This window comes from Sutcliffiella halmapala (genome assembly GCF_002019665.1).
In the GTDB taxonomy this organism is placed as follows: Bacteria; Bacillota; Bacilli; order Bacillales; family Bacillaceae_I; genus Sutcliffiella_A; species Sutcliffiella_A halmapala.
In genome coordinates this window covers 2706580-2728151 of record NZ_KV917375.1, presented here as the reverse complement: position 1 = coordinate 2728151, position 21572 = coordinate 2706580, and the positions used below count along the sequence as shown (strand labels likewise).

At 37.6% G+C, this 21572-nt stretch carries 18 protein-coding genes; all 18 read left to right on the top strand.

The annotated features are described in order from the left end of the window. Nucleotides 1–41 precede the first annotated feature (41 nt). On the top strand, nucleotides 42–299 hold the full coding sequence (locus tag BK580_RS13480) for a DUF3243 domain-containing protein (RefSeq protein ID WP_078380839.1): 258 nt from the start codon (nucleotides 42–44) through the stop codon (nucleotides 297–299). 153 nt (nucleotides 300–452) lie between these two features. Next, nucleotides 453–1244 carry a DUF3388 domain-containing protein gene (locus BK580_RS13475; protein ID WP_078382772.1) on the top strand — a complete coding sequence of 264 codons (792 nt, stop codon included), beginning with the start codon at nucleotides 453–455 and terminating at the stop codon, nucleotides 1242–1244. 22 nt (nucleotides 1245–1266) lie between these two features. Further along, nucleotides 1267–2142, top strand: a complete 876-nt coding sequence (locus BK580_RS13470; protein ID WP_078380838.1) for a helix-turn-helix domain-containing protein — start codon at nucleotides 1267–1269, stop codon at nucleotides 2140–2142. Nucleotides 2143–2417: 275 nt separating this feature from the next. Further along, nucleotides 2418–2996 carry a CDP-diacylglycerol--glycerol-3-phosphate 3-phosphatidyltransferase gene (gene pgsA, locus BK580_RS13465; protein WP_078380837.1) on the top strand — a complete coding sequence of 193 codons (579 nt, stop codon included), beginning with the start codon at nucleotides 2418–2420 and terminating at the stop codon, nucleotides 2994–2996. A gap of 104 nt (nucleotides 2997–3100) precedes the next feature. Then, nucleotides 3101–4351 (top strand): competence/damage-inducible protein A, encoded by a 1251-nt coding sequence (locus tag BK580_RS13460; RefSeq protein WP_078380836.1) that lies wholly within the window; start codon nucleotides 3101–3103, stop codon nucleotides 4349–4351. Between the two features lie 241 nt (nucleotides 4352–4592). Then, nucleotides 4593–5630 (top strand): recombinase RecA, encoded by a 1038-nt coding sequence (recA, locus tag BK580_RS13455; protein ID WP_078380835.1) that lies wholly within the window; start codon nucleotides 4593–4595, stop codon nucleotides 5628–5630. A gap of 553 nt (nucleotides 5631–6183) precedes the next feature. Then, nucleotides 6184–7743 (top strand): ribonuclease Y, encoded by a 1560-nt coding sequence (rny, locus tag BK580_RS13450; RefSeq protein WP_078380834.1) that lies wholly within the window; start codon nucleotides 6184–6186, stop codon nucleotides 7741–7743. A 129-nt stretch (nucleotides 7744–7872) separates the two neighbouring features. Continuing rightward, nucleotides 7873–8667, top strand: coding sequence for a TIGR00282 family metallophosphoesterase (locus BK580_RS13445; protein WP_078380833.1), 795 nt, complete (start codon nucleotides 7873–7875; stop codon nucleotides 8665–8667). A gap of 150 nt (nucleotides 8668–8817) precedes the next feature. Further along, entirely contained in the window at nucleotides 8818–9078 is a 261-nt protein-coding gene (gene spoVS / locus BK580_RS13440) for a stage V sporulation protein SpoVS (protein ID WP_009330666.1), read from the top strand. Between the two features lie 104 nt (nucleotides 9079–9182). Next, nucleotides 9183–10106: a dipeptidase gene (locus tag BK580_RS13435; RefSeq protein ID WP_078380832.1), complete on the top strand. Its 924-nt coding sequence runs from the start codon at nucleotides 9183–9185 to the stop codon at nucleotides 10104–10106. A gap of 263 nt (nucleotides 10107–10369) precedes the next feature. After that, complete coding sequence (locus tag BK580_RS13430) at nucleotides 10370–12106, top strand: 2-oxoacid:acceptor oxidoreductase subunit alpha (protein WP_139364896.1); 1737 nt, start codon at nucleotides 10370–10372, stop codon at nucleotides 12104–12106. Nucleotides 12107–12109: 3 nt separating this feature from the next. Next, complete coding sequence (locus BK580_RS13425; RefSeq protein ID WP_078380831.1) at nucleotides 12110–12976, top strand: 2-oxoacid:ferredoxin oxidoreductase subunit beta; 867 nt, start codon at nucleotides 12110–12112, stop codon at nucleotides 12974–12976. 258 nt (nucleotides 12977–13234) lie between these two features. Continuing rightward, nucleotides 13235–14275, top strand: coding sequence for an L-threonine 3-dehydrogenase (gene tdh, locus BK580_RS13420; RefSeq protein ID WP_211279029.1), 1041 nt, complete (start codon nucleotides 13235–13237; stop codon nucleotides 14273–14275). A 354-nt stretch (nucleotides 14276–14629) separates the two neighbouring features. Next, nucleotides 14630–15808, top strand: a complete 1179-nt coding sequence (locus BK580_RS13410; protein ID WP_078380829.1) for a glycine C-acetyltransferase — start codon at nucleotides 14630–14632, stop codon at nucleotides 15806–15808. A gap of 234 nt (nucleotides 15809–16042) precedes the next feature. Next, nucleotides 16043–17578, top strand: a complete 1536-nt coding sequence (gene miaB, locus BK580_RS13405; RefSeq protein WP_078380828.1) for a tRNA (N6-isopentenyl adenosine(37)-C2)-methylthiotransferase MiaB — start codon at nucleotides 16043–16045, stop codon at nucleotides 17576–17578. Between the two features lie 2 nt (nucleotides 17579–17580). Continuing rightward, nucleotides 17581–18012: a YlbF/YmcA family competence regulator gene (locus BK580_RS13400; protein WP_078380827.1), complete on the top strand. Its 432-nt coding sequence runs from the start codon at nucleotides 17581–17583 to the stop codon at nucleotides 18010–18012. Between the two features lie 273 nt (nucleotides 18013–18285). Further along, nucleotides 18286–18825 (top strand): outer spore coat protein CotE, encoded by a 540-nt coding sequence (locus BK580_RS13395; RefSeq protein WP_078380826.1) that lies wholly within the window; start codon nucleotides 18286–18288, stop codon nucleotides 18823–18825. 137 nt (nucleotides 18826–18962) lie between these two features. Beyond that, nucleotides 18963–21563 (top strand): DNA mismatch repair protein MutS, encoded by a 2601-nt coding sequence (mutS, locus tag BK580_RS13390; RefSeq protein WP_078380825.1) that lies wholly within the window; start codon nucleotides 18963–18965, stop codon nucleotides 21561–21563. Nucleotides 21564–21572: the final 9 nt, after the last annotated feature.

Below are 21572 nucleotides of genomic sequence, written 5' to 3'. Positions count from 1 at the left end.
GACATACTAACTCTTGAACATATGTGGAAGGAGGAGTTAGTATGTCAGTATTAGAAAATTGGGATCAGTGGAAAGGTTTTTTAGGTGAACGTCTTAACCATGCAGAGCACGAGGGAATGGATAACAGTGCTATTTCACAGCTTGCGTATGAGATTGGCGATTATCTTGCTAAAGAAGTAGAAGCAAAAAACCCCCAAGAAAGAGTGCTTGCAGATTTATGGAAAGTTGCTAATCCTGAAGAGCAACATGCAATCGCAAACATGATGGTTAAATTAGTTCAACATGATGGTTCACACTAAGAGAGGCGATTTCCTCTCTTTTTTTGTTGCTTACGTTTTATTTAGTTAAAATTTTTTACAAAGGATAGGAATTGCTTCCTTATTGCTTGATTATTAGCTATTATAGAGGTAACAATGGGTTTGGACGAAATGTTTTTTGATTGGAGTGGTTTCATGGAGAAAAAAGAGTGGTATTTAGAATATGAAATACATATTAACAGACCAGGGCTCCTTGGTGACATTGCCTCTTTATTAGGAATGCTTTCCATAAATATTGTTACGATCAATGGTGTGGATGATTCAAGACGTGGAATGCTTTTATTAAGTGATACAAATGAGCAAATAGTCCGGCTTGAATCTATCTTAAATACAATGGATAATATAACTGTAACAAAGCTTCGAGAGCCCAAACTTCGCGATCGTTTAGCTGTAAGGCATGGAAGATACATACAAAGAGATGCAGACGACAAAAAAACCTTCCGTTTTGTTAGAAATGAATTGGGCTTATTAGTTGACTTTTTAGCAGAGCTCTTTAAGCAGGAAGGTCACAAGCTAATTGGAATAAGGGGAATGCCAAGAGTAGGGAAAACAGAATCGATTGTCGCATCTAGTGTTTGTGCAAATAAACGATGGCTCTTTGTTTCCAGTACGTTGTTAAAACAGACAATTCGTAGTCAGTTAATAGAAGATGAGTACAGTGAGGATAACCTTTTTATTATAGATGGAATAGTCTCAACAAAAAGAGCAAATGAGAAACATTGGCAGTTAATTAGAGAAATTATGCGATTATCTGCAGTGAAAGTGGTTGAACATCCTGATATTTTCGTGCAAAATACAGAATATAAACTTGAAGATTTTGATTACATTATTGAATTGCGTAACAGTGAAGAGGAAGAAATCACATATGAAGTGGTGCAATCCAATAATATGTTTGAGGATAATCCCTTTGGGGGTTTTGATTTTTAAAAATGTTGGAAGGTGTTAGTTAGTGACAGAATTAGGAAATAAATTAAAGCAAGAAAGAGAAGCAAAAAATTTGTCTTTAGAAGATCTACAAACCATAACAAAGATTCAGAAGAGATATTTAATTGGGGTAGAAGAAGGTAACTATTCCATCATGCCAGGACAGTTTTATGCGCGAGCCTTTATTAAGCAATACGCTGAAGCAGTCGGATTAGATCCAGAAGAGATTTTTGAGGAGTATAAAAATGATATTCCTGTTAATGAGAAGGAAGAAATTCCACAGCTATCTCGTGTGAAAACAAGAAAACAGATCCAACCTAAGGATACGAAAGTCTTAAATTTCTTACCTAAATTATTGTTGATACTAGGCTTTATAGCCTTATGTGTATTAATTTATGGCCTTGTTTTATATTTTTCGAATAAAGATAATCCTGACCAAAATCAATCTCCACAAGGTGATACCATTACTGAAATAGATGCTCCAAATCAAACCTCAGATTCAGATACAGGGGAAAACGCGACTGACGAAGACGCTGCAACCGAAGAAGATGAAGAGCCTGATGAAGAAACACCTACTACTGGTACTATTACAGAGGTGGCAAGAACGGGTGCGAATACAACTTTAGAGCTTAGTGATACAGATAAATTTATTGTGGAGCTAACTTCCTCTGGTGAAACTTGGATTGGAATTAGTAATACAAAGGGTCACAATTTTTTCTCTGACTCGATAAAAGAAGGTCAAACGGAAACCATTGATTTATCGCAAGAAGAAGAGATTGTCTTTAATGTTGGTAGGTCCTATGAAACGGATATCAAGATTAATGAAGTGCCTTTTGAATTCCCGTCTGAAGCTACTGTACAAAAGATTACTATTAAATTTCTACCAAATGGAGAACAATAAAGTCATCAGCTTGATGGCTTTTTTTGTACATAAACCAGAATATGTTGCTTGTCGGATCTGAACGGGCCCGTTCCACTTTTCTAATTGTCTAGCTGCACCGGCTAGCCCCTCGAGTCATAAGCCATTTTTTCTGCGGAGGTAAAAATCGACCTCCTCCGAAAAGCTGTCTTATGCTTGTCGGTGCTGAACGAGCCGGTTCCGCTTTTCTAATTAATAGACAAACTTTCTATATTTATGTATAGTGGAAAAGCAATATTGAAGTTGGAGGAATGAATGTGAACTTACCTAATAAAATAACCGTTTCAAGAATTATAATGATCCCCGTATTTCTTATTTTATTGCTCGCACCATTGGATTTTGGTGAATTAGCAATAGGCGATGCAGCAATCCCTTATACACATCTTATAGCGGCAATCATATTTATTATTGCTTCTATTACTGATTGGGTAGATGGGTATTATGCGAGAAAATATAATCTTGTGACAAACCTAGGGAAATTTTTAGATCCGTTAGCTGATAAATTACTTGTGTCTGCTGCACTTATTGCTTTAGTAGAACTTGAAATGGCACCAGCATGGATTGTGATTGTTATTATTAGTAGAGAATTTGCTGTAACTGGTTTACGTCTAATCCTCGCAGGTGGAGGAGAAGTAGTAGCTGCGAACATGTTAGGGAAAATTAAAACATGGGCGCAAATTATTGCCGTTTCGGCATTATTATTACATAATATACCATTTGTCTTTATTTCATTCCCATTTGATACGATTGCTCTATGGGTAGCGATGATATTCACTGTCATTTCAGGATGGGATTATTTTTACAAAAACAGAGCAGCTTTTCTAAATTCGAAATAATAAAGAGAAAACGATACTGTCCTTTACTTACTCGATTAGAATTTACTTAAAAAGCGAGTGAAAGAAATAGTATCATTTAGTTGAAAATAGGGGAGAGAAGTTAAATGTTTAGGAGTGCTGAAATCATTGCTGTCGGTTCAGAATTATTGTTAGGACAAATCTGCAATACCAATGCACAATTTTTGTCTAAACAATTAGCAGAGCTTGGCATTAATGTTTATTTTCATACGGTAGTAGGAGATAATCCAGAACGGCTAACTACAGCCATACATACAGCGAAAGAACGGGCAGACCTTCTTATTTTTACTGGAGGACTTGGGCCAACCAAAGACGACTTAACAAAAGAAACAATTGCAAAGGTATTACAGAAAAACTTAGTAATGGATGAGAATGCCTTAGTTAATATTGAAACCTATTTTCGCAAAACCAATCGTTTAATGAGTGAAAATAATAAAAAACAAGCGATTGTGTTAGAAGGCTCAAATGTTTTAGCAAATGATTATGGAATGGCACCAGGCATGGCTCTTACAGAAAAGAAACATACCTATATCCTTTTACCTGGTCCACCTAAAGAGCTGCAGCCTATGTTCGTCAATTACGGGAGAGAATATATTCTTTCAAAGTTAGGTGTAAAAGAGCAGATTGTTTCTAAAGTATTGCGTTTCTTTGGCATAGGAGAGTCTCAATTAGAAACAGATATTGACGACCTGATTGAAGAGCAAACGAATCCGACTATTGCTCCCTTAGCCGGAGATCAAGAGGTTACATTAAGATTAACTGCTAAGCATCATTCCGAAGAGGAGGCTAAGAGATTAATTGCTCAAACAGAAAAGCTAATTTTAGCTAGGGTGGGCGAATATTTCTATGGCTATGATGAAGACACCATCTTCTCCGTGCTTTTTGATAAAATTCAACAATCCAAGTATACCTTGAGTAGTGCCGAGAGTTTAACTGGTGGACTATTTTCAGAAAGAATGACCACATTTACCGGTGCTTCTTCTGTTATTGAAGGAAGTGTTGTTTGTTACACAAATGATATTAAAGAAAACGTATTAGGCGTTTCTAAAGAAATTCTTGATCAATTTGGTGCTGTAAGTGAAGAATGTGCAAGGGATATGGCTGACTGTGCAAAAAAACTTTTTCAAACAGATATTGGTGTAAGCTTTACCGGCGTTGCTGGTCCAGGAACGATGGACGGTAAGCCGGTTGGAACGGTATATATCGGACTAGCACTTCCGAGTGGAGAAACAACGGTTCACCACATCCAATTAGTTGGTAGCAGGGACGGAATCAGGCAAAGAACAGTTAAATACTGCTGTCATCTCCTATTAAATGAATTATTCAAAAGTAGCTAAGGGAAACCGACAGCTACTTTTATTTTTTTCAGCTAAATCAAAAAGCACACTTTCCTTAATTTACTAAGACAAAATTACATTTTCTCTTTAGAAGAAATCCGCATTTTTCATTAAATTATAGGTGCAAAAAAACCGAATGGATGTTCGATTTTTAGTTGCCAAATGCGTAGAAAAGAGGTATAGTTAAAGTAGTTAATAGATAACAATTATTTAGTTTCATAGATACGAAGGAGGAAATTGCATGAGTGATCGTAAAGCTGCCTTAGATATGGCGTTAAAACAAATAGAAAAACAATTTGGTAAAGGTTCCATCATGAAGTTGGGGGAACAAACAGATCGTAAAATCTCTACAATTCCAAGTGGTTCTTTAGCATTAGATGTAGCATTAGGTGCTGGTGGATATCCACGAGGAAGAGTAGTAGAAATATATGGACCAGAATCTTCAGGTAAAACAACTGTAGCGCTTCATGCAATTGCAGAAGTACAACAGCAAGGTGGACAAGCAGCATTTATCGATGCGGAGCATGCACTAGATCCTGTATACGCGCAAAAATTAGGCGTAAACATTGATGAATTATTACTTTCTCAACCAGATACTGGTGAGCAAGCACTTGAAATTGCAGAGGCTCTTGTAAGAAGTGGTGCTGTTGATATTATCGTAGTTGACTCTGTTGCTGCATTAGTACCAAAAGCAGAGATTGAAGGGGAAATGGGTGACTCTCACGTAGGTCTACAAGCTCGACTTATGTCTCAAGCACTTCGTAAACTTTCTGGTGCTATTAATAAATCAAAAACAATCGCGATATTCATTAACCAAATTCGTGAAAAAGTAGGGGTAATGTTCGGTAATCCGGAAACAACTCCTGGTGGTCGTGCGCTTAAATTCTATTCTTCTGTCCGTCTAGAAGTTCGTCGTGCAGAACAATTGAAGCAAGGACATGACATTGTAGGGAATAAGACAAAGATTAAAGTAGTAAAAAATAAAATTGCTCCTCCTTTTAAAGTGGCAGAAGTGGATATTATGTATGGGGAAGGAATATCTAGAGAGGGCGAAGTAATTGATATGGGCTCTGATTTAGATATCGTTCAAAAGAGTGGATCTTGGTATTCTTATAACGAGGAAAGACTTGGTCAAGGTCGTGAAAATGCCAAGCAATTCTTAAAAGAAAACAAGGAAGTTTTACAAGAAATTCATCAACTAATTCGTGACCATCACGGCTTAGACAAAGACGCCAATGCACCAGCAGATGAGCGCGAACAAGAAGAATTAGATTTTTAATTTTAAAATAATAAGTGTGTAGATCGGCTATCTATAACATAGTACCTGGATTTTTGCAGGTACTATGTTGTTATTGGTAAAAAGATCTAGCACTTTTTTTTTTACGCCTATGAGAGATGAAAAAAGCGAAATCCTGACTAAGCGGATCCCCCTGTAGATTGTAGTGCAAGGCGCTGGCATCCTGCTTAGAATGCTCCCAAGGCCGCCTGCGGAAAGCGAAATCCTAGCACGGAAATCATCAGGGGCTTCAAAGGTGTCCATTTATTTTCAAGGTAGCTAATATAAAAGAAGCAAATATAACTTAATTTCTCCCGATTTAAAGAGAAAATCTTAATTAGTTTACCCAAAAGATGGAATCCTTGATAGGACGGGCTTGACAATAAATTTTCACAGATTTACAATTAGTATGTATATTTTATACTTTGTTAGAATTTTAGAGCTATAAAAAAGCTAAAAAAGCCTTTGAGCTGTATGTTGACACACATTGTTACAATGTACATGCCGACAATGAAATCTAGCAAGAAAAAAGTTCATAGCAAGAGGAGGTGTAATAATGGGAATTGATGTAATCATCTCCGCTTTGCTTGCCTTATTCGTCGGTGTAGTTGTTGGCTTTTATGTTCGTAAATCTATTGCTGAGCAAAAGATTTTAGGCGCTAAGGGTGCAGCTGAACAAATTGTTGAAGAATCAAAACGTGAAGCTGAATCACTCAAGAAAGAAGCACTTTTAGAAGCAAAGGACGAAATTCACAAACTTCGTACAGAAGCTGAACGTGAAATTCGTGACCGTAGAAGCGAACTACAAAAACAAGAAAATCGTTTAATGCAAAAAGAAGAGAATCTAGATCGAAAAGATGAATCGCTTGATAAACGTGAAGTAGGATTAGAAAGGCGTGAAGATTCTTTAAACGATAGACAACAGCATATTGAAGAATTAGAAAGCAAAGTGGAACAATTAGTGCGTAAACAGCAGGAAGAGCTCGAACGCATTTCAGCATTAACACGAGACGAAGCGAAGAATATTATTTTAGACCGTGTTGAAAATGAATTGTCCCATGACATTGCTCTTATGGTCAAAGAAAGTGAAAATAGGGCAAAAGAAGACTCGGACAAAAAAGCGAGAGAAATTCTTTCATTAGCTGTACAACGTTGTGCAGCAGACCATGTTGCAGAAACGACAGTTTCCGTTGTTAACTTACCAAATGATGAAATGAAAGGTCGAATTATTGGTCGTGAAGGCCGTAACATTCGAACACTTGAAACATTAACCGGTATAGATTTAATTATCGATGACACACCAGAAGCAGTTATTTTATCTGGTTTTGATCCGATTAGACGTGAAACAGCTCGTATTGCCTTAGATAAGCTAGTCCAAGACGGTCGAATTCACCCAGCACGTATTGAGGAAATGGTTGAAAAATCAAGACGTGAAGTGGATGAATATATTCGTGAAATGGGAGAGCAAACAACATTTGAGGTGGGCGTACACGGCTTACATCCAGACTTAATCAAAATTTTAGGTCGTTTGAAATTCCGTACAAGTTACGGTCAGAACGTACTTAAGCATTCAACAGAAGTAGCATTCTTAGCTGGTCTAATGGCTGCAGAGCTAGGTGAAGATGTAACACTTGCTCGACGTGCCGGATTGTTACATGATATTGGAAAAGCGGTAGACCATGAAGTAGAAGGAAGTCACGTGGAGATCGGTGTCGAATTAGCGACTAAGTATAAAGAGCACCCTGTTGTTATTAACAGTATTGCTTCTCATCACGGAGATACAGAACCAACTTCTATTATTGCGGTACTAGTTGCAGCAGCAGATGCATTATCAGCGGCGAGACCAGGAGCGCGTAGTGAAACATTAGAAAACTATATTCGTCGATTAGAGAAATTAGAAGAAATTTCTGAGTCGTATGAAGGTGTAGAAAAATCTTTTGCTATTCAAGCAGGTCGTGAAGTTCGTATTATGGTGAAACCTGATACAATTGATGACTTAGAAGCACACCGACTTGCAAGAGATATTAGAAAACGCATCGAAGAAGAACTGGATTATCCAGGTCATATAAAGGTAACGGTGATTCGTGAAACAAGAGCCGTAGAATACGCAAAATAAAGTGGTGCTTGCACCACTTTTTTTGTTTGTCTAGCATTGTCTATCCTGCTTTTTAGGTGGGCAATTTGCGAAGAAACAAAAGTTGTGTAAAACTAATACTAACGATTTGCTAGAAGGGATACGGTACATATGAGAATTTTATTTATTGGGGATGTAGTAGGATCTCCTGGAAGAAATATGATTAAAGAATACTTACCTAAATTGAAAAATAAATTTCAACCTGCTGCAACTATTATTAATGGAGAGAACGCTGCAGGGGGAAAAGGAATTACAGAAAAAATCTATCAAGGATTTTTAGAGGCTGGTGCAAATTTAGTTACCCTTGGTAATCATACATGGGATAACCGCGAGATTTTTGAATTTATAGATCGTGCGAAAAACATGATTCGACCTGCAAATTTTCCGAGCGAAACACCTGGAAAGGGAATCGCTTATATTCCCTTTCACGGTAAAGAATTAGCGGTCATTAATTTGCAAGGTAGAACCTTTTTGCCCCCGATAGATTGCCCTTTTAAGAAGGCGGACGAATTGGTGGAGGAAGCGAGAAAACGAACACCATTTATTTTTGTAGATTTTCACGCCGAAGCAACAAGTGAAAAACAAGCAATTGGCTGGTATTTAGATGGGAGAGTTACAGGGGTAGTAGGAACTCATACACATGTACAAACAAATGATTACCGTGTTTTGCCAGAAGGCACAGCATATATAACGGATGTAGGCATGACTGGTCCGTATGATGGGATACTAGGCGTGGAGAGAGACGCTGTACTGAAACGATTTATGACTTCCTTACCTGTCCGGTTTGAAGTAACAGAGGGCAGAGCCCAGTTAAATGCAATTATTCTAGATGTAGATATGAAGACTGGTAAGGCGAAATCAATCAAACCATTAATGATTAATGAGGATCATCCATTTTTTGATTAAAACACTAGTTTTTTGAATATTTAGACATAAAAGTGATACAAGCAGGAATACATTTCGATTCTCCTGAATATAGTAGGAATGAAATTATTAACAATTCATTCACCTATGGATCTTTCACCATGTACTGTAAATGTTGAGGAGGAGCTAGAAATGGAAATATTAAAGGTTTCAGCCAAGTCAAACCCAAATTCGGTAGCAGGGGCTCTAGCAGGGGTATTAAGAGAACGTGGGAATGCGGAAATTCAAGCAATTGGTGCGGGAGCTTTAAATCAGGCTGTAAAGGCCGTAGCAATTGCACGAGGGTTTGTTGCTCCAAGTGGAGTTGATTTAATATGTATCCCGGCCTTTACTGATATCTTAATTGATGGTGAGGAAAGAACGGCAATAAAATTAATTGTAGAACCTAGGTAAAGAACAACTATGTTCAATAAAAGCTTCAGCCTGTTTGCTTTTCATATGCAAACAGGCTGAAGCTTTTATTTGACTGGAAAATGATGAATTAGGAGGCGATAAATTTGCGTATTTTTGATGCTCATTGTGACACGGTTTATAGAATGTGGGAAGACCAAGACTTATTCTTTAAAGATAGTGAAGCATTACATATTACGTGGGATGGCTTAAAGAAAGCGAATGCAAGAGTGCAGTGCTTCGCGATTTATATTCCAGAAAAGGTAAGGAAAGAATCGGGATTTTATGTAGCCTTGGAAATGATTGATTTATTCTATGAAAATATCTTATACAGATTTCCGAAAATGAAGTTAGTAACAACTAAAAAAGATATTTTACAATTGAAAGATGGAGAGATAGGAGCCGTTTTAACCTTAGAGGGTTGTGATGCAATTGGTACGAGTCTTGAGCGGTTACGTACATTATATCGTTTGGGAGTCTCTTCTGTAGGTCTTACTTGGAATTATGCGAATGCAGTTGCAGATGGAATCTTAGAGGATAGAGGTGCTGGTCTTTCTTTATTTGGAAAACGAGTAGTAGTAGAGAACAATGATCATTTTATTTGGACAGATGTATCGCATCTGTCAGAAAAAGCTTTTTGGGATGTTCTCGAAATAGGAAAGTATGTTATCGCTTCTCATTCCAATTGTAAGGCGCTTTGTCAGAATCCACGGAATTTAACGAACAACCAAATTCAGGCATTAATCAAAAAGGACGCTGTGATAGGTATTACCTTTGTTCCTCAGTTCTTGTCAAATGGAAAAGCAAGTACAGTTTCAGATGTGCTTCATCATATCGATCATATTTGTAGTTTAGGTGGAGTACAACATATCGGATTTGGATCTGATTTTGATGGAATTACAAACACTGTGCAAGGATTGAATCGCTATGAAGATTATTCTAATTTAATTAATACATTAGTAAAATACTATTCTAAAACAGAGGTAGAGGGGTTCTTGTTCGGAAATTTCTTTAGAAAATTCCCTAAGTAACAAGGGGATTGTAATCTTTGAATGCGCTTTCATATTTTATTAAGAAAATTTTCAAATTTTTTGAAAGAAATTGAATCAAACGCTTGTATTTTTAAATAAATAGGTCTACAATGAAAGCGTTTAGTACATATTTAACGTGATTTTAATGCATAATTTTCTTGAATCTACCATGTTATATTCTAGTTATTCGATTGGAAAAATGCTACAATTAAAATCGTATTATTAATTCTGACAATGAACGTAATTAAAGGGGTGTAAGGCACATGATCAATCAACTTTCATGGAAAGTTGGAGGGCAACAAGGAGAAGGTATCGAGAGTACTGGTGAGATTTTCTCCATCGCATTAAATCGTTTAGGATATTACTTATATGGCTACCGCCATTTCTCATCTCGTATTAAAGGTGGACATACTAACAACAAAATTCGCGTTAGTACAACACAAGTTCGTTCTATATCCGATGATCTTGATATATTAGTAGCATTTGACCAGGAAACAATCGATGTTAACTACCATGAATTACGTCAGGGCGGAGTAGTAATTGCTGATGCTAAGTTCAAACCGAGTATTCCTGAAGATGGAAAAGCGACATTGTATGCGGTTCCATTCACGGAAATCGCTACAGAACTTGGTACTTCATTAATGAAAAACATGGTTGCAGTTGGAGCGTCAAGTGCCATTTTAGATTTAGATACTGAGTCATTCCGAGAAGTAGTGCAAGAGATTTTCGGAAGAAAAGGCGAATCTATTGTAGAGAAGAACATGGAAGCTATCCGTGCAGGTGTTGAGTTCGTAAAAGAACAAGCGGAAAACGTCCAAACGATGCAGCTTGATAAAGCTGATGGCAAAAAGCGTTTATTCATGATTGGAAATGATGCCATTGCATTAGGAGCGGTTGCTGCGGGATCACGTTTTATGCCTGCATACCCAATTACTCCAGCATCTGAAATTATGGAGTATTTAATTAAAAAACTACCGAAATTTGGTGGTACTGTTATTCAAACGGAAGACGAAATTGCTGCCTGTACAATGGCGATCGGCGCTAACTATGCAGGTGTGCGTACATTAACTGCTTCAGCAGGACCTGGGCTATCCTTGATGATGGAAGCAATCGGTCTATCCGGAATGACAGAAACTCCGCTTGTTGTAGTGGATACTCAACGAGGAGGTCCAAGTACAGGACTTCCAACGAAAATTGAACAGTCTGATTTAATGGCAATGATTTACGGTACTCACGGTGAAATTCCTAAAGTAGTAATTGCACCAAGTACAGTTCAAGAAGCTTTCTATGATACGGTTGAAGCATTTAATATTGCAGAAGAGTATCAAGTGCCAGTCATTCTTTTAACTGATTTACAATTATCCCTTGGAAAGCAATCTGTTGAACCACTTAAATTTGATAACGTCGAAATTAGACGTGGTAAATTAGATATAAACCAAGAAATTCCCGAATCAGCTGATAAGAGCTACTTTAAGCGTTATGAAGTGACAGAAGATGGGGTTTCACCACGTGTCATTCCTGGTATGAAAAATGGTATTCACCATGTGACAGGTGTAGAGCATGAGGAAACTGGGAAACCTTCCGAAGTTGCAGCAAACCGTCAAGCTCAAATGGACAAACGTTTAAGAAAATTAAACAACCTAAAGTTTAAAAACCCTGTTCATACTAATGCAAAACATGAAGATCCAGATGTGTTAATCGTTGGATTTAACTCTACAAGAGGTACAATCGAAGAAGCGATGGAGCGTTTAGAATTAGACGGTATTAAAGCAAACCATGCACAAGTTCGCTTAATCCACCCGTTTCCAACTGCAGAAGTATTACCACTTGTAAAAGCGGCGAAAAAAGTTATTGTTGTGGAATACAATGCTACAGGCCAGTTAGCTAGCATTCTGAAAATGAATGTTGGTCATGCTGAGAAAATTAGTAGTGTCTTGAAGTATGATGGCGATCCATTTTTACCGAAAGAAATCCACACAAAATGCAAGGAGTTGTTATAAATAATGGCAACGTTTAAAGATTTTCGTAATAATGTAAAACCTAACTGGTGTCCTGGCTGTGGAGATTTCTCGGTACAAGCAGCAATCCAACGTGCTGCCGCTAATGTTGGATTAGTACCAGAAGAGCTTGCAGTAGTATCTGGGATTGGCTGTTCTGGACGTATTTCAGGCTATATTAATTCCTACGGTTTCCACGGAATTCATGGTCGTTCACTACCGATCGCACAAGGTGTGAAAATGGCTAATAAAGATTTAACGGTTATCGCTTCAGGTGGAGACGGAGATGGATTCGCTATCGGATTAGGACACACAATCCATGCGATTCGTCGAAATATTGATATTACTTACATCGTAATGGATAATCAAATTTATGGATTAACAAAAGGCCAAACTTCTCCTCGTAGTGAAGTAGGGTTCAAAACGAAATCCACACCACAAGGATCGATTGAATCTTCTTTATCAGTAATGGAAATGGCGTTAACTGCAGGTGCAACATTTGTTGCACAAAGTTTCTCTACAGATTTAAAAGATTTAACTTCTTTAATTGAACAAGGAATCAACCATAAAGGTTTCTCTTTAATCAATGTTTTCAGTCCATGTGTAACGTACAACAAAGTGAACACGTATGATTGGTTTAAAGAGAATTTAACGAAATTAAGCAGCATTGAAGGCTACGATGCTCATAATAAAGTAAGTGCAATGCAAACACTTATGGAGCACAATGGTCTTGTCACAGGTTTAATTTATCAAAACAAAGAGCAAAAATCTTACCAAGAATTAGTGCACAATTATAGTAAAGAGCCTTTAGCAAAAGCGGACCTTCAATTGGATGAAGCGCAATTTAACGAATTAGTGAAAGAGTTTATGTAATAGTTAAGATGACCCTGGACATTTGTTCAGGGTCTCTTTTTTATTTATATTTATAATCCTATAAATTCATAATTAATAAGCAAACCTATCTAAAATGAAAGCGCTTTACTAAAAACTAAAAAAATATCCTGAAATTTTATTCTACACAGTCACATGTTCGTCTCCAGTGGACAGTGGTGTTTACTCTACTTCACATAGATGATACACTATTACTAGTTATCAAGAATAATAGTTGTACTTAATGAAGGAGTGTTCTCTGTGAATGGAAAAATGAAAGCAATCGTGAAGCATCATCGTGGGTATGGTGCGGAACTTCAAATGGTTGATATTCCGAAAATTAAAGAAGATGAAGTACTAATAAAAGTGAAAGCAACATCTATCTGTGGGACAGATGTTCATATATATACTTGGGATGAGTGGTCTCAAAGTCGTGTAAATCCACCTTATGTGTTTGGACATGAATTTGCTGGAGAAATCGTTGAAGTAGGAAGTAAAGTAACTAATGTAGAGCTTGGAGATCAAGTTTCTGCAGAAACACATATTGTTTGTTATGAGTGTCCACAATGTTTAACAGGTGATTACCATATTTGTAAAGACACAAAAATTATTGGGGTAGACACACATGGTTGTTTTGCAGAATATGTCGCACTTCCATCTGTAAACGTCTGGAAAAACCCGAAAGATATGCCTTATGATGTTGCATCTGTTCAAGAGCCAATGGGGAATGCTGTTCACACTGTGCTTGCAGGTGATGTAGCTGGTAAGACTGTTGCTGTTATTGGGTGTGGGCCGATTGGAATTATGGCAGTTGGAGTTGCAAAAGCCGCAGGTGCTTCACAAGTAATCGCAATCGACTTAAATGAGTATCGTTTAGATTTAGCGACAAAAATGGGTGCATCCACAGTAATTAATGCTAAAGAAGCAAACCCGGTAGAATTGGTAATGGAATTAACAGAAGGTCACGGAGTCGATGTAGTTTGTGAAATGTCCGGACATCCGATTGCAATGAACCAAGGTTTTAAAATGATTACAAATGGTGGACGAGTATCTATTCTGAGCTTACCAGTTCGTCCAGTAGAACTTGATATTACCAATGACGTTGTATTTAAAGGAGTAACCATTCAAGGGATCACAGGCCGTAAAATGTATAGCACATGGCAACAGGTTTCTAGACTTTTAAAATCTGGTCAAGTTGACGTTAAACCAATGATTACACACCACTTCCCACTAGAAGACTTCGAAAAAGGCTTTGATTTAATGATTTCAGGTCAATGTGGTAAAGTTGTATTACAACCATAAGGAAATTTTAAAAAAAGCTTTGTTCAAGCTTATTGCTGAGTTTAACAGATATAACCTATCAATTTTCAGGGTAGCCACTCATGCAATGAAAAGAAAAATCGCACCATTGATAATGAAAAAGTGGCCCGTCAAATATCCCCTGTCTCCCCTGATGATTGTAGTGCAAGGCGTGAGACTCCTGCGGGAATGCGAGTCGAAGGGAGACCCCACAGGCGCTCTTCGCCGAGGAGGCTCCCGAGGCCGCCCGCGGAAAGCGAACACCTGGCACGGAAATCATCAGGGGGGTAAAAGGGGTCACTTTATATTTTCGGGGTTGCCAAAAAAGAAGAATATTTATTTTTAGGAGGCTTATTAATGAAAGGTTTTGAATACCTACAAGAAGAATTAGACCAAATGAAAGAGCAGGGAACTTTTCGTAAGTTAGTTCCTCTAGAATCAGATCAAGGCTCAAAAGTTGTTATCAATGGCAAAGAAGTAATTCAATTATCATCTAACAACTATCTTGGATTTACTACACATCCAAGACTAAAAAAAGCTGCGCTTGAAGCCGTAGAAAAATACGGAGCAGGAACAGGGTCAGTTCGTACAATTGCAGGAACATTCTCCATGCATCAAAAATTGGAAGAAAAACTAGCGAAGTTTAAACATACAGAAGCATCGTTAGTATTTCAATCTGGTTTTACAACGAACCAAGGTGTTTTATCTGCCATTTTATCACCAGAAGATGTCGTTATTTCTGATGCATTAAACCATGCTTCTATTATAGATGGAATTCGTCTAACAAAATCTGCTCGTAAAGTGTACAAGCATGTAGATATGGAAGACTTAGAGCGTGCTTTAAAAGAATCTGCCGATTACCGTAAACGTTTGATCGTTACAGATGGTGTATTCTCAATGGATGGGAACATCGCTCCATTAGATAAAATTGTTGAACTTGCAGAGAAATATGATGCGTTAGTTATGGTAGACGATGCTCATGCTTCTGGAGTACTTGGAGAAAATGGTCGAGGAACAGTTAACCATTTTGGACTTGATGGAAGAGTTCATATTCAAGTTGGAACATTGAGTAAGGCGGTAGGGGTCCTTGGCGGATATGTAGCGAGTACTCGTTCTTTAATAGACTATCTTATTCATAAAGGTAGACCGTTCCTATTCAGTACCTCTCATCCACCAGCAGTTACAGCCGCTTGTGATGAAGCAATTCAAGTGCTTTTAGAAGAACCTGAACTAATTGAAAAGCTTTGGGATAACGCAAAATTCTTCAAGGATGGTCTTGTGAAACTTGGTTTTGATACAGGACATAGCCAGACTCCTGTAACTCCAGTAATTGTTGGAGATGAAGCTTTATCTCATCAGCTTTCTGACAAATTACTTGAATATGGAGTATTTGCACAAGGAATCGCTTTCCCTACAGTTGCAAAAGGATTAGCGCGTGTTCGTACAATTGTTACAGCTCAACATACAAAAGAAGAGCTACAAGAAGCATTAGATATTTTTGAAAAAGCAGGAAAAGAGTTAGGAATTATCTCTTAACTTTCACTAAAGCAAAAGAGAGACACCGTATAAAGTGTCTCTCTTCTTGCGTTTAAGGCAAGGATAGTAATTATGGAGTTAAGTGAGGAAAAAAAGAAGTCAGCAAGCTCGGTTCTTCTTTTTTTGAACATTTTCCTACACTTATGTATTTATATTGTTTAAGACTGTATAAAATTATATACTATGTTAATGTGTAGAGTTTTATGCACTCTATAGAAAGGAGTTAACACAACAATGAATGAAAAACAAAGAGTGGAATCACAACAAGTAGTCGCTAGGAATTCATCGGACAAAAAATCCGAGAAGGATTTCAGTAAATACTTTGAAACTGTTTATGCGCCACCGTCCTTAAAGGATGCTAAAAAGCGTGGAAAAGAAGAAGTAGATTATAAAGACTTTAATATCGCAGAGGAATTCCAAGGTTTAGGTGCTGGTAAGAAGTTTTATATTCGCACATATGGCTGTCAAATGAATGAACATGATACAGAAGTGATGGCAGGAATATTCTTAGGATTAGGATATGACCCAACAGATACAGTTAATGACGCGGATGTCATTCTATTAAATACCTGTGCGATTCGTGAAAATGCGGAAAATAAAGTATTTGGTGAATTAGGCCATTTAAAAACGCTGAAGAAAACACGGCCTAATCTATTAATAGGTGTTTGTGGCTGTATGTCGCAAGAAGAATCAGTCGTAAACAAAATCCTTAAAACATATCAGCAAGTCGATATGATTTTCGGGACTCATAATATTCACCGCTTACCGAACATCCTGAAAGAAGCCTATATGTCCAAAGAGATGGTTGTGGAAGTATGGTCTAAAGAAGGAGACGTTATTGAAAACCTTCCAAAGGTACGTAAAGGTGAGATTAAAGCTTGGGTAAACATTATGTACGGCTGTGATAAGTTCTGTACGTACTGTATCGTTCCTTACACGCGAGGCAAGGAACGTAGCAGACGTCCAGAAGATATCATTCAAGAGGTGCGTCATCTTGCAGCACAAGGATACAAAGAAGTAACTCTTCTAGGTCAAAACGTAAATGCCTATGGTAAAGACTTTGAAGACGGGAACTACGGTCTTGGAGATTTAATGGATGAAATTAGTAAAATAGATATTCCGAGAATTCGTTTTACTACCAGCCATCCAAGAGATTTCGATGATCGTTTAATTGAAGTTTTAGCAAAAGGTGGAAACCTACTAGATCATATTCACCTTCCAGTACAATCTGGTAGCTCAGAAGTATTGAAAATGATGGCTCGTAAATACGATAGAGAGCGCTACTTAGAACTAGTAGGGAAAATTAAAGCTGCTATGCCGAATGCTTCTTTAACAACTGATATCATTGTTGGTTTCCCAAATGAAACAGAAGAGCAATTTGAAGAAACCATGTCTTTATATCGTGAAGTAGAATTCGATACGGCATACACGTTCATTTATTCTCCACGTGAAGGCACACCAGCTGCAAAAATGGTGGATAATGTACCGTTAGAAGTGAAAAAAGAACGTCTACAACGCCTAAACGCCTTAGTAAACGAGATTTCAGCTAAGAAACTGAAGGAATATGAAGGGCAAGTTGTCGAGGTTCTTGTTGAAGGCGAAAGTAAGAAAAACCCTGATGTGTTGGCTGGTTATACATCAAAGAGCAAATTAGTTAACTTTAGAGGACCGAAATCGATTATTGGAAAGTTAATTAAAGTAAGAGTAACGAAAACAAAGACTTGGACATTAGACGGAGAATTGGTAGAAGAAGCACTGGAGGTTAAATGACAATGGCAAAGTACACGAAATCCGATATCTTAGCAAGAGCAAAAGACTTAGCGCAAATGATCGCTGAAACAGAAGAGGTAGATTACTTTAAACGTGCAGAAGCACAAATTAACGAAAATCAAAAAATCAAAGAAATGGTTGCTAGTGTGAAAAGTTTGCAAAAGCAAGCAGTGAATTTCCAACACTATGGCAAACAAGAAGCATTAAAGAAAACAGAAGAAAAGCTAGATAATTTATTAAAGGAATTAGACGGCCTTCCAATTGTACAAGAGTTCAAAGACTCTCAAAAAAATGTAAATGAACTATTACAATTAGTTTCTTCTGCCATCTCAAATAAAGTTACAGACGAAATTATCGTTGCTACTGGTGGCGATGTATTACGTGGCGAAACAGGATCATACGTGAAAAACAGTAGCGGCGGATCTTGTGGGTGATAAAAAAAGCGAAGCTGGCTCGTTTTGCTTCGAAAGAGTGTGAAATCCTAATTATGGATTTTACACTCTTTTTTTATGCGTTCTTCCTCCCTCAACTACCAATCTAAATTTTCAAGAAAAAATAGGCACATATCTTGGAAAGCTTGCATACAATGAACTATACGTTAATGTGTTAGAAATTATTTGTTATGTTGTAAATGTAATCAAAGCACAATAGTCATTTAACCCGCATAGGATGAAATGAAGATTGTAATGAGGAGGGTGTATGCTCGAATGTCTGAATACAGAGAAATTATCACAAGAGCAGTTACCGGTAAAGGCAGAAAGTTTACGCAGTCTAAACATACGATAAGTCCCTCGCATCGTCCTACTAGTATTTTAGGATGCTGGGTCATTAACCATAAGTATGATGCGAAGAAAGTGGACGATACGGTAGAAGTAGCAGGATTTTATGATATTAACGTTTGGTATTCCTACAGCGATAATACGAAAACGCAAGTAGTAACAGAGACAGTGTCCTATACGGATGTAGTAAAGCTTCGGTATAAAGATGACAACAGTATCGGTGACGAGCATGAGGTAGTGGCTCGAGTCTTACAACAGCCGAACTGTTTAGAAGCAAGCATCGCTCAAACTGGCGCAAAAGTGGAAGTGCAGGTAGAAAGAGAATTTTTAGCAGAGATAATTGGGGAAACAAAAGTGGTCGTAGAAGTACATCCAGAAACATTAACAGATGATACAGATTGGGATGTCGATGATGAAGAATTCGAAGATCTAAATCCTGACTTTATCGTAGACGGATACGAGGAATAATAAGATTACTAGGGAGGTTTGCTTCCTAGTTTTCTTTTTGTTTCTTTTTACTTCCACACGTAACTTTCCTATAAGGGATCTGTAAAATATGATATAATTAAACAGCTAAAACAATGGAAAATAGTTGGGGGAATAACATGGCTTCTTATACGCCTATGATACAACAATACTTACGAGTGAAGGCAGATTACCAGGATGCCTTTTTATTTTTTCGTCTGGGAGACTTTTATGAAATGTTCTTTGATGATGCAGTCAACGCATCACAAGAACTAGAGATTACATTAACAAGCCGCGATGGAGGGGGCAAAGAGCGCATCCCGATGTGTGGAGTTCCTCATCATGCGGCTCCTAATTATATAGAGCAATTAATTAATAAAGGCTTTAAAGTAGCAATATGTGAACAAGTGGAAGATCCGAAACTCACGAAAGGGGTTGTTAAACGAGAAGTCGTTCAACTTGTCACCCCTGGTACGGTGATGGAGGGAAAAGGGTTAAGTGATAAGCAAAATAATTTCTTAACCACCTTAACAGATTTTGGTGACGAAACATTTGGTTTGGCATTTGCAGACCTTTCAACAGGGGAAATGCACACAACTATTATTTCTGGTCCCGTTCAGCAATTAATTAATGAAGTATATTCTATTGGGGCTAAAGAGGTAGTAGTGGAGGATAGTTTCCCAGAGAGTATTATTCAAATGTTGAAAGAGAGAATGATTGTTACCTTCTCTTATGAACAAGCAAAAACTATTCCGCAAGAATTTATCCATTTAGTAGACAAGCTAGAGCAAGAAAAACTACTAATAACGGTTGGGCGTCTTCTGCACTATCTAAAACGAACGCAAAAACGAAGCCTTGATCACTTGCAACCTGCGCTATTTTATGAGTTAGATCATGCGATGAAAATCGACTTGTTTTCTAAAAGAAACCTTGAATTAACCGAAACAATCCGATCTAAAGGAAAAAAAGGCTCCTTGCTCTGGTTACTTGATCAAACCGTAACGGCAATGGGTGGAAGATTATTAAAGCAATGGGTAGACCGTCCATTGATAAAAAAAGATCAAATAGAAAAACGTCATGAAATAGTAGAAACCTTAATGAAAGAGTATTTTACGAGACAGGAAATCCGTGAGCTTCTTAAAGAAGTGTATGATTTAGAAAGACTTGCTGGTCGGGTTGCATTTGGAAATGTCAATGCTCGAGATCTAGTACAGCTACGTAAATCATTATCACAAATTCCTAGCTTGAAAGAACTATTAGCAGGACTTCCTATTGATATGACCTCTGTATTAGAAAATATGGATGAATGTACGGAATTAACCGGATTATTACACGATAGTTTAGTTGAGCAGCCTGCCCTTTCTGTCAAAGAAGGGAATATGATGAAAGATGGCTTCCACGAGGAATTAGATAAATATCGTGATGCAAGAAGAAATGGGAAGACCTGGATAGCAGAGCTCGAAAAAAGAGAGCGCGAACTGACAGGAATTCGTTCTTTAAAAATAGGCTATAACAGAATTTTTGGTTATTATATCGAGATAACGAAGGCGAACATATCCACGCTTCCTGAGGGACGCTATGAACGAAAGCAAACTCTTGCAAACGCAGAACGTTATATTACTGAAGAATTGAAAGAAAAAGAAACACTCATTTTAGAAGCAGAAGAAAAGATCATTGCATTGGAGTATGAGCTTTTTCTGAAACTTCGAGAGGAAGTAAAAGGATTTATTCCAAGACTTCAAAAATTAGCAAAAGCGGTTAGTGGAATCGATGTCTTGCAGTGCTTTGCAACGATTAGTGAGGAAAGACATTATACAAAACCATCCTTTAATGATGAACGCAAAATATATATAAAGGATGGGCGTCATCCGGTTGTTGAAAAGGTCATGGATTCTAATGAATATGTACCAAATGATAGTTGGATGGATAGAGAAAATGAAATGCTCCTGATTACAGGGCCGAACATGTCTGGTAAAAGCACCTATATGCGTCAAGTGGCATTAACGGCTATTCTCGCGCAAATTGGTTGTTTTGTGCCCGCGACAGAAGCATCTCTCCCGATTTTTGATCAAATATTCACTAGAATTGGTGCGGCAGATGATTTGATTTCTGGTCAAAGTACCTTTATGGTAGAGATGCTAGAAGCACGAAATGCCATCGTCTATGCAACGCAAAATAGTTTAATTTTGTTTGACGAGATAGGTCGAGGAACGTCTACCTATGATGGCATGGCACTAGCTCAAGCTTTAATAGAATATATTCATGATAAAATTGGTGCAAAAACCTTATTCTCCACACATTATCATGAGCTAACCACCTTAGATCAAGAGCTGGACAAGCTTAAAAATATTCATGTGAGTGTTGTTGAGCAGAATGGGAAAGTTGTATTCCTTCATAAAATGAAAGAGGGACCAGCAGATAAAAGCTATGGAATTCATGTTGCGGAGCTTGCAGAGCTTCCAAAAGAGTTGATTGAACGTGCGCAATCCATCCTAGAAAAACTAGAAGCTACACCAGAAAAAGTCAATATCCCACAAGTAAGGGAACAGAGTAAAGATCCGCTAACGCAACTTTCATTCTTTGAAGTGAAAGAGGAGAGAGTACCAAATGATGAAAAGCTTAACAAGCAAGAGGCACAAGCAATAGCCAAGATTAAAAAAATGGATTTATTAGATACGACACCAATGGATGCACTAAATAAATTATATGAAATTCAAAAGCTACTTAAAACGAAAAAATAAAAGAAAGGA